Origin of the sequence: Microcystis sp. LEGE 00066 (assembly GCF_015207925.1) — a bacterium.
Lineage (GTDB): Bacteria > Cyanobacteriota > Cyanobacteriia > Cyanobacteriales > Microcystaceae > Microcystis > Microcystis ichthyoblabe_A.
In genome coordinates this window covers 1-13,725 of sequence record NZ_JADEVX010000009.1, presented here as the reverse complement: position 1 = coordinate 13,725, position 13,725 = coordinate 1, and the positions used below count along the sequence as shown (strand labels likewise).

The following is a 13,725-nucleotide window of genomic DNA, read 5'->3' as shown; positions in this document are numbered from 1 at the left end:
TCTTCAAACGGTTTTACTAGTTAATCCAATATATCAAAATTTATAGCCAAATTTCTCTATATCTCTGCTAAAGGATTTTGCGATAATCTCAATAGTATCATCATCGTAATATTCACGGTAGTTGCCATGTTTTGAGGAATTAATATGAGGTAAAGTCGCATTTCTACCAAGTTTTTCACATAGGACACTGAAGTCGTTATTAAGATTTTCAAAACGGCAGATAAAATCTACTAAAATTTTCCCTTCATGATCTGTAATCCAATCCAACTGAGGCATAAACATTTTAGGGATGTCATAATAGAAAGAATCTTTATTCCCGTAGGTCAACTTAACCCACTCTTTAAATTTTATTGGTTTTGTCCTTAAATTTGTCTGATTGGTCTCAACACGATAATGAAAGTGAGAAATAACTTTGTCCCAAGGATTTCTAACACTTGTAAATTTATATACTCGCTCCCACCTTTGTTTGCCCATTTCGTCAATTTTTTCTAAAGCAGTTTTATGCTCAAAAGGTAAATTTAGAGATTTCTCAATACTTCTGCCACCTGTCTTATTAATATGAATAAAGACAACGTTGCCAAAATAGCGTTGGCGCAAAAGTTTAACTTGTTCACCGACATAATAGGGAATATATAGTATATCTGTAAACTCTATTTTCTGATTAGCAAAGGCTGGTATTACTGGCATGGGTTAGTCTGTTAAAGGCGACAGAAAGACAAAGTTGAGAAAAGCAAAACAAGAAGCTAAGGGTAGCAAGCAGCACGGGCGGATCATCTCCGTCCCTCCTACCCTGACATCATATCACAGAGAAAAAAACTTGTCATGGAAAAGAAAAAAAATTTTTGTCATAGTCAACGAAATTCGCTAATATGTGGTAGTCTGAGAAGCGCTTACTAGCTTTTGCTATCAAAACAACGGTCACTTGTAGTAAGATAACGAGGGTTAAAGAAGCACGGGATTATGTTAGCACAACTCAAGCACAATAACCTTAAAATTGTCGGGGAGCCTTAGATTTTCGCCAATGGGCTTCTACACAGGGGAGGGTTTCTCATGAAACTAGAACCCAACAGACAACCTCAGGATTAACTCCGCCAATCCAAGCAAAATCTAAAATCATCGAAAATTTGGGTCTAAAACCCCGTCGTTCTACGACGGCTTTCCTGTTAAATATTAGCGCATTTACACGATATATGCTAGAATGCGAGATATGGAAAAAGCCTATTCTTACCGATTTTACCCAACACCAGAACAAGAGTCGCTATTGCGGCGCACATTGGGCTGTGTAAGATTGGTTTACAATAAAGCTCTCCACGAACGAACACAAGCTTGGTATGAAAAGCAAGAAAGAGTAGGATATGTTCAAACTTCTTCAATGCTAACCGATTGGAAAAAACAAGAAGAATTAAACTTTCTCAATGAAGTAAGCTGTGTACCTTTACAACAAGGGTTAAGACATTTACAAACAGCTTTCACTAACTTCTTTGCTGGTCGTACTAAGTATCCTAACTTTAAGAAAAAACATCAAGGAGGAAGTGCCGAATTTACCAAGTCTGCTTTTAAATTTAAAGACAAACAAATCTATTTAGCTAAATGCACAGAACCTTTACCTATTCGATGGTCAAGACAAATCCCAGAAAGCTGTGAACCAAGCACAGTAACAGTCAGATTACATCCGTCTGGACGTTGGCATATTTCAATAAGATTTGATGACCCAACAATTAAGCCATTACCAGTAACAGATAAAGCCATCGGAATTGACTTAGGAATTAGTAGCCTCGTGATTACCAGCGATGGCGATAAAGTATCTAATCCTAAGCATTTTAAAAAGCATTATCGGAGACTGCGAAAGGCACAAAAAAGCCTTTCTAGAAAACAGAAAGGCTCAAAGAATCGAGAAAAGGCAAGAATCAGAGTAGCCAGAATTCACGCTCAAATCACCGATAACAGAAAAGACCATTTACATAAGCTAACCACTCAATTAGTTCGTGAAAACCAAACGATTGTGGTTGAGAATTTAGCTGTCAAGAATATGGTCAAAAACCCGAAATTATCTCAGGCAATATCTGATGTAAGCTGGGGAGAAATCACCCGACAATTAGCCTATAAATGCCGTTGGTATGGGAGAAATTACATCGAAATAGAGGTTCTTCGGTTTGTCTTATGCAATAGACGGGAGTTATAAGGGATGGAACCCTTATAGAGAAAGACATTGGGCGATTTTTATCAATTGTTTTTTATCTAAAACGAACTAATCAATTAAATCCCTTACCAGATAAAGATTTTGTTGATTTATGCCCCCCTATCGAACCATAACAAGTAACGAAGAGCCGAAATAGATAGATGGTTTCCTAGTTCTAAGCGGTGTAGTAATTGTGGGTATATTGTTAAAGATCTGCCGTTAAATGTTCGAGAGTGGGACTGTCCAGACTGTGGGACTCACCATGACCGAGATGTTAACGCTAGTAAAAACATTTTGGCCGTAGGGCTTGCGGTGTCAGTCTGTAGAGCGACTATAAGACCAGAACAGAGTAAATCTGTTAAGGCAGGTGCGGAACCCCGCAAGGGAAAGAAGCAGAAACCCAAATCGTGAGGTTTGGGAATCACCGTCCGTTTACGGCGGTGAGGATGTCAATCCGGCAAAATGTCCACAACTCAAATATAAGTGCTATATGTCCGCCAAAGTCCCTCAAGATCGATCGACGACTAATATTATCTCCGATGTCAGCAAATTTTGGCACAGTGTCAAGCTGATCGCTGCTCCCTATTGGTATCCTACCGAGTCGGGGGGAAGGGCTTTTTCTGATGTGATGAAAGCTTGGGCAATGCTCATCCTACTAATCGGGGCAATCCTAGGAGTTGTAGGATTAAATGCCTTCAATAGCTTTGTTAGTAATTACTTAGTTGATGTCATTCTTGAAAAAAGTGATTTTGATAAATTTGTCAAAACTTTGGTAGTTTTTGCGGTTGGACTGCTTTTTGTCACCATTTTAGTTGGCTTGCTTAAATTTCTCAGGAAAAGAATCGCCCTCGATTGGTATGCTTGGCTCAATGACTGGATTCTCACAAAATATTTGCATAATCGCGCCTATTACAGAATTAATTTTAAATCCGATATCGATAACCCAGATCAGCGTTTATCCCAGGAAATTGAGCCGATTACCAGTAAAGCACTCTCCTTTTTTGCAGTTTCCCTAGAAAATGTCCTAGATATGATCACTTTTTTAGTGATTCTCTGGTCAATTTCTTCCTCTGTCGCCATTATTTTAGTCGTTTGGACAATTCTCGGTAACGTCATTGCTATCTATTTTAATCAAGCCTTAAATAAAATTACTCAAGAAGAATTAGAACTTAAAGCTAACTATAATTATGCTCTAACCCACATTCGTAATCATGCGGAGTCTATCGCTTTCTTTGAGGGAGAAAATCAGGAATTAAATATTATTCAGCGGCGATTTAATAAACTCTTAGACAGTGCTAAACGTAAAATTGATTGGGAGAGAGGTACAGAAATTTTTCGTCGGGGCTATCAGGCGGCAATTCAAGTATTTACTTTTGTCATTTTGGGTCCTTTGTATATCAATAGTGAGGGCATTAGTTTCGGACAGGTCGGACAAGCCTGTTTAGCGGCTAATTTGTTTGCTACGGCACTGGCGGAATTAATTAATGAATTTGGCACTTCGGCACAATTTAGCAGTTATGTTGAACGTCTATCGCAATTTTCCCAAGCCTTAGAAGAAGTCATTAAACAACCGGAAAATTTAAGCACGATTACAACTATCGAAGAAACCCAATTTTCCTTTGAAGATGTCACCTTGCAAACTCCTGATTATGAACAGGTAATTGTCGAAAACCTCTCCCTTTCTGTTCAGCCTGGACAAGGTTTATTAATTGTCGGTCCGAGTGGTCGGGGTAAAAGTTCTTTGCTACGCGCAATTGCTGGTTTATGGAATGCCGGAACCGGCCGATTAGTTCGTCCCCCCCTAGAAGAAGTATTGTTTCTGCCCCAACGTCCCTATATAATATTAGGAACCTTGCGAGAACAGTTACTTTATCCCAATCGCAATCAAGAAACCAATGAGATAAAATTGAGGGAAGTTTTGCAAGAAGTCAATCTCCAAAACTTACTAAATCGAGTCGATAGCTTTGATACAGAAGAGCCTTGGGAAAACATTTTGTCCCTGGGAGAACAACAACGTTTGGCTTTTGCTAGGGTATTGATTACCCGTCCCAGTTTTACTATCCTCGATGAAGCCACAAGTGCTTTGGACTTAAACAATGAAGAAAATTTATATCGGCAATTGCAGAAAACTCACACAACTTTTATTAGTGTCGGACATCGGGAAAGTCTCTTTAACTATCATCAATGGGTTTTAGAACTCTCTAGTAATTCCCATTGGCAACTGCTGACAGTGGAGGAATATCGCCGACAAAAAGCAAAAGAAATTATTAATATTTCTGTGGATAATTCTCAAGCTAGACTCGAAGATTTACCGAATCAGGAAACCGAGGTCAATCCTAAAATCAATTCTGCCGGGGAACCACCCCCCGAATCGCCAATGACAACAATCTTAACAGAACCCCTAGAAGGACTTTCCCATGCACAAATGAAGGAATTAAGCGACTATTCTCTTAGTAGCATTAGAAGCAAAGCCAGTCAGGGAAAATCAATTACGGGTAAAGATGGACTGACCTATCGCTATGACAAAGACCCTAAAATCTTAAAATGGCTAAGAGTTTAGCCGATGAGAAACGGGTCAAAAAACAACTTTAAACCATTACACCAACTTAGCTCCCAAAAAAATGAATCAAACCCTAGTCAATCAACAACAGTTCTTTCAAGAAATCGTCCAAGATATCGAGCAAAATAAAATTGCAATTGCGGCGAAAAAACTGCGTCAACAGGAAGCAGATAGCTGTGAAATTCCGGCTCAATGGCTCTGGAAAACAGCAGCAGCTTTGGAAACCAACGACTGGAGCATTCTATCAGAAGATTTCATTAATTTGAATTTTATCGGGAAAAATGGTTATTTTCTGATGATTGCTCCCTATCGCATCAATCGTCAGGGAGAACGACAACTCACTTTGAGTGCGATTTACGGAAAAATTCACCAAAATAGTCAACCTTCTATCGAACAACTAGAAAGCTTGACTCGTGAAAAATTTGGCAGTCTAAGACAACCGATTCCCAGAAATTTATCCTTTACTGAAATTGCTAGTTGTGGCACGATTAAAGGTGAAAAGGGGGAGGCTTTTATCGTTCCCCATAGGTGGACTTTTCCCGATAGTGTTCAGGGGCCAGCTTTAAATAATGCCAGTGAGCAAAAAAGACGCTTTTCTGGTTCTAGCTACGAATGTATCCGAAAAATTTTTGAGCCAGAAACGGCCGATTTACTATTAGGACCCCTAGAGGATCAAATTAATGGTGAACGCTATCGCCATCTCGATACCCAATTCCATGAAGCGGGTCATGCTAGTGGGTTAGGATTTGACTTGAAACTCAAAAATAAACTGTTTCAAAACTATACCTATGCTGGAGTCGAGGAGTGGCGCTCAGATAGTTTAGGCTTTGAATTTGCCGATTGTGCTTTACCTGCCGAAGAAGCGGGAAAATTAGTCGCTGTTAATTTCTGCATTCGCTTCGGTTTAGATGCTCACCGTTTAGGGGGTTTAGAAAAAGATGTGGATGTCCACGCTAGTTTGATCAGTTTGGAATATCTCTTGCAAAATGATGCTATTTATCTCACAAAAAATGGTCAATTGTCCCTGCGTAATGTTAGTTATCCAGGCTTACTAAAAGCGGTGGAAATGCACCGAACAAAAGCATTATCTCTAACGCGAAGGGAGTTAAATCTAAATAGTCCAACAGGTCTTTTTGCTCTGTATAAAGTAGAGATTCATCCCGCAACCCAATTAATTTTCCAGGGACTAATTGTAGAGCGCTGCCGCGGAATTTGGTCAGAGTTACAATAAGTACCTAGGGTTTGCTGTTAACCGGCCCGGGGAGGGATGTCAGTCAGCCATCTGCATCCCACCAAAGCCTATTGATGGCGATAGGGATTGGGGTCAACTCCTCTGAGTTTCTGTCCACAGCAAGTGCCGGCCTGGGAATATTAGTCGTTGACTCCTACACATTTATTTATATATATATCGTTAGATAACTAAAATGTGTTAAACTAGGGGGTAGCATTCTGGGGAATCACGACAAATAGATCAGTCTCTTATTAGTCAGAATCCCTGAAACCCTGATTACCTCTTTCTCCCCCGGTCGGTGACAAAACCAATGGCTGAACAACGCTCTGTACTAAAATTTAATGGCATCGATGATCATATTGATCTATCCCACGGATTTCTTGACATCGATCAGAGTATTACCATTACATTTTGGGCAAAAGGGGAAAATAATTTAGCTACAGAAACGACTCTTTTAGAAGCTGTTAATCGGGAAAATAACCGCGTTCTACATATTACCCTGCCTTGGGGTGATCCCGTGAAACCTGCAATTTTTTGGGATGCGGGAAATGAAGAAGGTTTCGATCGAATTGAAAAAAAGGTCAAGCTTAAGGATTATAGTGATTGGACTCATTGGGCCTTTGTCAAAAATGCGACCACAGGCCGAATGTTGATCTATCGTAATGGGATCATTTGGCATCGTGGGAACGGTCATAACCGTGCCTTAACGGGGATTGAAAAAATCATCTTGGGAGCCTCTGTTAATCTCTCCCATTATTGGCAAGGTTGTCTCGCCGAATTTTCTCTTTGGAATCAAGCGCGTAGCCAAGAAGAAATCCAAAAAACGATGTATCAATCTCCCTTAGTTGATGACCTTGGCCTAGTCACTTATTTATCACTCAACGGCAGTGCCGAGGATCAAACAAGTTATAGCAATCATGGTATTCTTTATGGGACAACCTGGCAACTAGATAGTATTCCCTCTAAACCGACCTCGATCCCTAAATCAAAAACTCAGACTAGCAGTAAAGCTAGAAGGAGTGCGAAAAGGATAACAATGGTCAACGAAATTTTTAACTCCCTTGAAGAAGAAGTGGTTGAACAGGATGCTCCAGCAGAAAATCAAGAACCTTCCCCGGAATATAATTCAGAATCAATTATAATTGCCGCAGAAGCTGCTCTTGCCAGTAATGAAATTGAGGAGATTACTAAAACGGCAATTTCTCAACCGGATATACTGACTTATTCAAACCAGAAAAAACGGTTAATTATTTGTTGTGATGGTTCTTGGGAAAACTCTGGCAGTGCTTACCCCACCAACGTGGTTAAATTCGCCGAATCTATTAAGTATATTGCCGAGGATCAAACCCCTCAAATCGTCTTTTTGTCAGGTTCTGGCAGCGCCGAAGATAACGAATTTATTAAAAGTTTAGGGAATGAAACTTTTGGCTGGGGACTCGATCGGATGATTCAAGATGCCTATCGTTTTCTTGTCCTTAACTACAATCCCAAAAGCGAGGATGAAATTTATTTGTTAGGTTTTAGTCGCGGAGCATATATCGTTCGTTGTTTGGCTAGTTTTATCGATAAATGTGGAATCCTAAAACGCTCTAAGATTAAAGAAATTCCCCTAGCTTATCAACTCTATCGAGACCACAACGTTAGTTTCGATAGTGCCAAAGCTCAACAATTTCGTGCCGCTAATGCTAAAAAAATTGAGACAGAAAAGGAAGATTTTCAAGATCGTATTCCAATCAAGATGTTAGGTTGTTGGGATACAGTTGGTCATTTTGGTATTCCTGATTTAACTCCTTGGTTTCCCCTAGCTAAGTTTTATCATAAAAAATATGAATTTAGTAACACAAAATTAAGTCCGATTATCCAAAATGCTTTTCATGCTGTTGCCATTGATGAAAAACGGAAAAACTTCCCTTCCACTCCGATCAAAGCCAACCCCGAAAATCCTGAACAAGTTGTCAAAGAAGTTTTATTTGTCGGTGAACATACCTGTCTAGGTGGTGGCAAAAAAGAATATCAAGGACTTTCCGACTACCCCTTACAATGGATGATTAATCAAGCCAAAAAATTGGGATTAGAGTTTGACTCAACCACCTCTGAATTTGAGGAATTCCCAATTAAACTAGACCCCACCATCAAGTTCGATAATACGCTTAAGGGATTGTCGTCCTTGGGAGGTGAGCAATGGCGATATTTCAATACAAAAGTTGTCACTGTTCATCACAGTGTGGTAAAACGATTAAAGGCTTTTTCCGATTATCGTCCCAAAAGTCTTGAACCTTTTCTTCAAGCTTTACTTGACGGCGATCAACACATAGATTAACCTTGCTTTAGAATTAAACTAATCCTTCGCTAGAAATTTGAGGTGATTTTTATGGAACTCGATAACATTATCAAAAAAGTGGCAGGTGCTTATTTAGCTTCGGCTGTTATTGCTGTCATCGTGCTAATTCTAACCCTCGGACAACCCTTTGTAGTTTTTATGGGTATTGGAGCGATGGGGTTGGTTACTGTCCTAGGAGATGCGATCGCTCAGTACGGAATTGAAGCGGTTCTGAATGCTTTTTACACTGAGCGAAGTAAAAAAGAATCCCTGGAAACACTTTTGGCTGAAATTGATGCTTTACCTCTGACTGATGACCTGAAATTAAAAACCAAAAAACACTTGACTGACCATCAAGAACAGACAGTAAAGCAGCAAGAAACGGTAACTGAGCAAACTCCTGAAAGTCCTCAAACAGTTGTTATTGAAAAGGAACCAGTTGTTGAAAATGAACCAGTTGTTGTTGAAGTTGAAAATGTTTAATTAGGTATTGCTCCCTCTTGTAATAGCTGGGAGCAGCGGGTGATTATTGCTAAGTACTGAGGAATTTTTGGGTCTAAGATAGCTATGCTAAATAGGAACTCTCCACATCTGATGACCTATAAAAAAATTGCCATTTATGAGCAAAGCTATCAACTTCCTGTTTTTAAAAATAGATACTTAAAGAATTTTCAGAAAATCATCAAGGAACGTCGGAAATTAATTCAAGAAGGAGTTCGCTACCATTACTATTTTGGTAAGATTATTAAACGAAAAGAAAAAATTACTCAACAAGAAATCTTGATTGAGACTCAGTTATTAATTAAAGACTATAATTTATTAATTAACGGGCTAGAAATCTATCAAGACGGATATTATCGTTTTTTACTCCAACTCAGTGACAATCTCAAAATTTTATTTTCCCAAAAATATCAAGAATTAAAAATCTTAGACTACGAGAGAATAAAGTTAGAGATTAAAAATAATAATAATCAAAATATTCTCAATCAACTCAAGCTAGAAAAACAGGAAAATTTTCGGGCAATTTTGCTACTGGGAAAAACATCTTTTTTGATGTTGAGAAAAACTAAATTACTAGGGGAAGGAGTTCAGAAATTAGCCGAGGATACTCAAAAGCAGAAAAAAATTGTGCAAGCAATTATTCAAGAACTCAAAATTTATGAGGAATTAAATCATTATCAACTCAAATCTCAACGAGTTCGCCAAGAAATTGCTGATCTTGCCCAAAATGCGATTAATTTTGAAAACTACCTACAGGACTATTTTGCTCCTTTTCAATTATTAATAGAAGAAGTCATTAAGGTGGACGAAGAATTTTATTCAACGGTTGGAGAAATTAAGTATTTGGTAGACAATATTTTTCAACCTCAGCCTGATCTCTTAGAAACGTCAGATTCCAGCATAAGTTCTGAGTTTTTGCTAAATTTTCTAGCGACTGGTTACGAGAAAGAAGCAAGGTTAAAAGAGGCTTTTTCCTCTGATCAATTTAATGATTACTTATTCAATGAAAGTGAATGGTCAGCACAATTCATTTCCCTAGAAAAAACCATCAATAAATTATCTGATCATTTAGCAGAACAAGAGGCTTGTCAAAAAGACGCTATCCCAAAAACTCCCCTAGCAATAGTTGTCTCTCAATTCACTCAAAACAATCTTGACAAATCTTCTAGTTCTAAAAATCCCCCGACTTCCCCAAATATCTTAACTCAAGAATCGGGCGATCTTGATTATAATCAATTACAAGATTTGCTAAGAAAGCAACAGTGGCAAGCGGCTGATCGCCAAACAACCAAACTACTATTAAAAATTTTGGGTAGAACCTACTGGAATGAGGTTTATCCTCAAGATATTGCTCAATTACCTTGTTCGGAACTGAAAAAAATTGATCAACTTTGGCTGCATTATAGTAATGGTCATTTCGGGTTTAGTATTCAGCAGGCTATTTTCTCTAGTCTCGGTGGTTTAGTGGATTATGAAACCCAAAAGAAACTTGGCGATCGCCTAGGTTGGCGGAAGGAAGGTAAATGGCTCAATTATGAGCAACTAAACTTTCAATTAGAGCCGAATTCTCCCCTCGGTCATTTACCGGTTCATTGGTTGATTTTTGAGGAAAATCTTGGTGATCCATCTGCGGAGGTTTCTGATCATCAAAACTCCGTGGCTTTCTGGAGAGTTGGCAATTGGTTATTGTGGCAACTTCACCTCGTTTTCAGCAAAATTCAAGCCTGTGGAATTATTCCTCTGTCTGACTTTTAAAGCCATTATCCCATTAAAAACTGATTTGGTATCCCTACCAATTTCTTGACCTATAGTTAACTCTTAATCAGAAAAATATCGCAAAAAAATCTCCCCTTTTTACTGGAAATAAAAAGAGGAGAAAATATTAGATAGCTTTAGGATTCAGTCATCCATTCCGTATGGAAAAACTCACCTCTGGGTTTATCGGTACGTTCATAGGTATGAGCGCCAAAATAATCCCGTTGTGCTTGGGTGAGATTTTGCGGTAAATTGGCCCGACGATAACTATCAAAATAGTCCAAAGAAGAACTAAAAGCCGGAACGGGAATTCCCAACTTATTAGCTAAGACTAACACCTCACGCCAAGCTTCTTGGCGATCGAGGATACTTTGCTTAAATTCCGGTGCTAACAACAAATTCGGCAGCCCCGGATTTTCCGCAAAAGCTTTGCGAATTTTATCCAAGAAACTAGCCCGAATAATACAGCCGCCCTTCCAAATCCGGGCCGATTCCGGCAGACTGATATTATAGTTAAACTCCTGAGAAGCTTTAGCGATTAAAGCCATACCCTGGGCATAGGAACACATTTTCGAGCAGTAAAGAGCATCACGCACCTTATCCACAAATAGTGCCGCATCCCCCGGATAGGTTTCCCCAGGTCCGGGTAACTCTTTTGCGGCTGCCACCCGTTCATCCTTATAAGCGGACATCACGCGAGCATTAACCGCAGCATAAATGGTCGGAATTGGCACCCCCAACTCCAAGGAACTTAACACTGTCCAGCGTCCTGTTCCCTTTTGTCCCGCCGAATCCAAGATTAAATCTACCAGATGATGACCGGTTTCCGGGTCAACACACTTAAAGATATCGGCGGTAATTTCAATTAAATAAGAATTAAGCTCATCGGTGCGGTTCCACTCGGCGAAAGTTTCCTGTAACTGCTGATTGCTTAGTCCTAGACCATTTTTCAGTACATCGTAGGCTTCCGCAATTAACTGCATATCGCCGTACTCGATGCCATTGTGAACCATTTTCACATAATGGCCCGCCCCCCCGGACCCCACATAGGTGACACAGGGACCATCATCGACTTGGGCGGCAATTTTGGTTAAAATCGGCTCTAATTCCCGATAGGCGAACTCTGTACCCCCCGGCATCAGGGAAGGACCGTGCAGAGCGCCTTCTTCGCCACCACTGACTCCCATGCCGACAAAACCCAGTTTAGTGGTCGATTCTAAGTCCCGGGTGCGTCTTTCCGTGTCCTCATAGAGGGAGTTACCGCCATCGATAATCATATCTCCTTCTTCGAGAAGGGGTTTTAATTGTTCGATCACGGCATCCACCGGCGGGCCAGCTTTTACCATGACCAGAATTTTGCGGGGACGCTCTAAAATTTGGACGAATTCTTCTAAACTATAGGCCGCCTTGACATCTTTGCCGACGGCGCGAGTTTCCATAAATTCTTTAGTTTTGCTGGCGGTGCGATTGTAAACAGCGATGGGAAAACCCCGACTCTCCACATTGAGAGCGAGATTTTCTCCCATGACAGCTAGTCCGATAACACCGAAGGTACGTTTAGTCATAGAAATTCAGTCTCGGCTGATGCGTTCTTCTTCCCCTTTTAGCGCCTACTTTCCCTAAGATAGCTAAACTTTCCCTATTTCTTAAGCCTTGACTAATCAGTGATCAGTGATCAGTAATCAGTAATCAGTGATCAGATTTGGGTTTTCAGTGAACAGCATTAAGTGAGGAGTGTTACAGCGTTTCTCCTCAAGATGAAGTGTAATCCAAGTAGATAGGTATTAAAAACTTTCAGATTCCCCCGCCTATCGGCACCCCCCTTATCAAGGGGGGCAGGGGGGATCGAACCTAAAATCCATTTTTAATTTAATTATAACCAGCTACTTAATTTGGTATCATCCCCAGACGACTGGCTACTGTTGCCCGTTCCCTAAAACCAGAGACTTCCTACCTCACCATTAAGATAACTGCTATAAATGGCATTAACAGTGCTGTGTTTTCACTGATGACTGAAAAACCCCCAAGCGCAGAAAAGTTAATGCTAATGTTAAATTAAATTAAGAAAATCCCCATTATTCCTCGGCTTATATGCAGTTAACTTGGCTTGATAGTAATTCTTGGTTAATCGAAATCGGGGCAAAACGCCTGCTTCTCGATCCCTGGTTGGTAGGTTCCCTGACTTTTGGTAATTTAACTTGGCTATTTGAGGGTAAAAAAACCGCTAATCATGCCATTCCCGAAAATATCGATCTGATTCTTCTTTCCCAAGGTTTAGAAGATCACGCTCATCCTCCTACTTTACAGGTACTCGATCGCCAAATTCCCGTGGTAGCTTCTCCCAATGCCGAAAAAGTGGTTCGAGCGCTCAATTATACCCATCGCATTTCTTTAACCCACGGCTCTAGTTATATCTTTGACAATGCGATCGAAATTACTGCTGTCCCCGGTTCTCCAGTCGGGCCGACTCTGGTGGAAAATGGTTATGTTATCAAGGAATTAGCGACAAATCAGAGTATCTACTACGAACCCCACGGTTATCATTCTCCTAGCCTCGATTCTCTTGGTAAAATCTCCGTGATTATCACCCCTTTGATTGACTTAAAAATACCTTTCCTCGGACCGGTAATCAAAGGACAAGAAAGCGCCTTAGCAGTCTGTCAACGCTTGCAGCCCGAATATATTATTTCCACCGCTGCCGGTGGTGATATCGAGTTTAAAGGATTATTGATGGCGGTGTTAAGTGCTGGGGGTAGTCCCGAATCTTTTCAAGAATTATTAACATCCCATGACTTGCCGACAAAGGTAATTGATCCTCGTCCTTGGCAACCTTTTACAGTGGAATTGGGCGAGTGCGTCCCTGGTTTGAGCTAATCTAAGTTAAGGGAAGAATAGAAAAAAGTTAAAACTTTCTTCCCGATTTTTATCTAAAAAAGTAGAATTTTTGTTATAAGTAGATAGGTATTAAAAACTTTCAGATCCCCCCGCCCCCCTTATCAAGGGGGGACTAAGGGGGGATCGGCACCCCCCTTATCAAGGGGGGCAGGGGGGATCGAACCTAAAATCCATTTTTAATTTAATTATAACCAGCTACTTATCTTTGCTGACTACAGATGACATTAATTGTTTGAAAAAACTGGCTCTCTTGAATATTGGATGTAAAATGGGTAAAACCCCAC

The 13,725-nt window shown here is 40.1% G+C and carries 8 protein-coding genes and 2 pseudogenes; 8 read left to right on the top strand and 2 right to left on the bottom strand.

Annotation, left to right across the window (positions count from 1 at the left end; all coding sequences use genetic code 11):
* Window positions 1–33 precede the first annotated feature (33 nt).
* Window positions 34–687: a sulfotransferase family 2 domain-containing protein gene (locus IQ224_RS02550; RefSeq protein ID WP_194032488.1), complete on the bottom strand. Its 654-nt coding sequence runs from the start codon at window positions 685–687 to the stop codon at window positions 34–36.
* 520 nt (window positions 688–1,207) lie between these two features.
* On the opposite strand from IQ224_RS02550, the pseudogene IQ224_RS02545 reads away from it, so the two are divergent.
* The 7 genes and pseudogenes from IQ224_RS02545 to IQ224_RS02515 all read left to right on the top strand — a co-directional run.
* A pseudogene (locus IQ224_RS02545) lies at window positions 1,208–2,181 on the top strand (RNA-guided endonuclease InsQ/TnpB family protein); the annotation flags it as partial.
* A 148-nt stretch (window positions 2,182–2,329) separates the two neighbouring features.
* Window positions 2,330–2,590: pseudogene (locus IQ224_RS02540) on the top strand (zinc ribbon domain-containing protein); the annotation flags it as partial.
* Between the two features lie 79 nt (window positions 2,591–2,669).
* Window positions 2,670–4,739, top strand: a complete 2,070-nt coding sequence (locus IQ224_RS02535) for an ABC transporter ATP-binding protein/permease (protein WP_036399829.1) — start codon at window positions 2,670–2,672, stop codon at window positions 4,737–4,739.
* Between the two features lie 61 nt (window positions 4,740–4,800).
* Window positions 4,801–5,970, top strand: a complete 1,170-nt coding sequence (locus tag IQ224_RS02530) for a DUF6014 family protein (protein ID WP_194032487.1) — start codon at window positions 4,801–4,803, stop codon at window positions 5,968–5,970.
* 310 nt (window positions 5,971–6,280) lie between these two features.
* Window positions 6,281–8,290 carry a phospholipase effector Tle1 domain-containing protein gene (locus tag IQ224_RS02525; RefSeq protein WP_002741829.1) on the top strand — a complete coding sequence of 670 codons (2,010 nt, stop codon included), beginning with the start codon at window positions 6,281–6,283 and terminating at the stop codon, window positions 8,288–8,290.
* Between the two features lie 51 nt (window positions 8,291–8,341).
* Window positions 8,342–8,773, top strand: coding sequence for a hypothetical protein (locus IQ224_RS02520; RefSeq protein WP_002741828.1), 432 nt, complete (start codon window positions 8,342–8,344; stop codon window positions 8,771–8,773).
* Between the two features lie 111 nt (window positions 8,774–8,884).
* Window positions 8,885–10,546 (top strand): GUN4 domain-containing protein, encoded by a 1,662-nt coding sequence (locus tag IQ224_RS02515; RefSeq protein WP_051048452.1) that lies wholly within the window; start codon window positions 8,885–8,887, stop codon window positions 10,544–10,546.
* Between the two features lie 137 nt (window positions 10,547–10,683).
* Here the strand turns inward: IQ224_RS02515 and gnd are convergent, their stop codons facing one another.
* Window positions 10,684–12,111 carry a decarboxylating NADP(+)-dependent phosphogluconate dehydrogenase gene (gnd, locus tag IQ224_RS02510; RefSeq protein WP_002741826.1) on the bottom strand — a complete coding sequence of 476 codons (1,428 nt, stop codon included), beginning with the start codon at window positions 12,109–12,111 and terminating at the stop codon, window positions 10,684–10,686.
* Between the two features lie 526 nt (window positions 12,112–12,637).
* On the opposite strand from gnd, the gene IQ224_RS02505 reads away from it, so the two are divergent.
* Window positions 12,638–13,420 carry an MBL fold metallo-hydrolase gene (locus IQ224_RS02505; protein ID WP_194032486.1) on the top strand — a complete coding sequence of 261 codons (783 nt, stop codon included), beginning with the start codon at window positions 12,638–12,640 and terminating at the stop codon, window positions 13,418–13,420.
* The last annotated feature ends 305 nt before the right edge of the window (window positions 13,421–13,725 follow it).

Excerpts from the sequence above, each read along its gene's own strand:
- IQ224_RS02550 (WP_194032488.1), bottom strand. The coding sequence starts at position 687 with ATGCCAGTAATACCAGCCTTTGCTAATCAGAAAATAGAGTTTACAGAT.
- IQ224_RS02535 (WP_036399829.1), top strand. The coding sequence starts at position 2,670 with ATGTCCGCCAAAGTCCCTCAAGATCGATCGACGACTAATATTATCTCC.
- IQ224_RS02530 (WP_194032487.1), top strand. The coding sequence starts at position 4,801 with ATGAATCAAACCCTAGTCAATCAACAACAGTTCTTTCAAGAAATCGTC.
- IQ224_RS02525 (WP_002741829.1), top strand. The coding sequence starts at position 6,281 with ATGGCTGAACAACGCTCTGTACTAAAATTTAATGGCATCGATGATCAT.
- IQ224_RS02520 (WP_002741828.1), top strand. The coding sequence starts at position 8,342 with ATGGAACTCGATAACATTATCAAAAAAGTGGCAGGTGCTTATTTAGCT.
- IQ224_RS02515 (WP_051048452.1), top strand. The coding sequence starts at position 8,885 with ATGACCTATAAAAAAATTGCCATTTATGAGCAAAGCTATCAACTTCCT.
- gnd (WP_002741826.1), bottom strand. The coding sequence starts at position 12,111 with ATGACTAAACGTACCTTCGGTGTTATCGGACTAGCTGTCATGGGAGAA.
- IQ224_RS02505 (WP_194032486.1), top strand. The coding sequence starts at position 12,638 with ATGCAGTTAACTTGGCTTGATAGTAATTCTTGGTTAATCGAAATCGGG.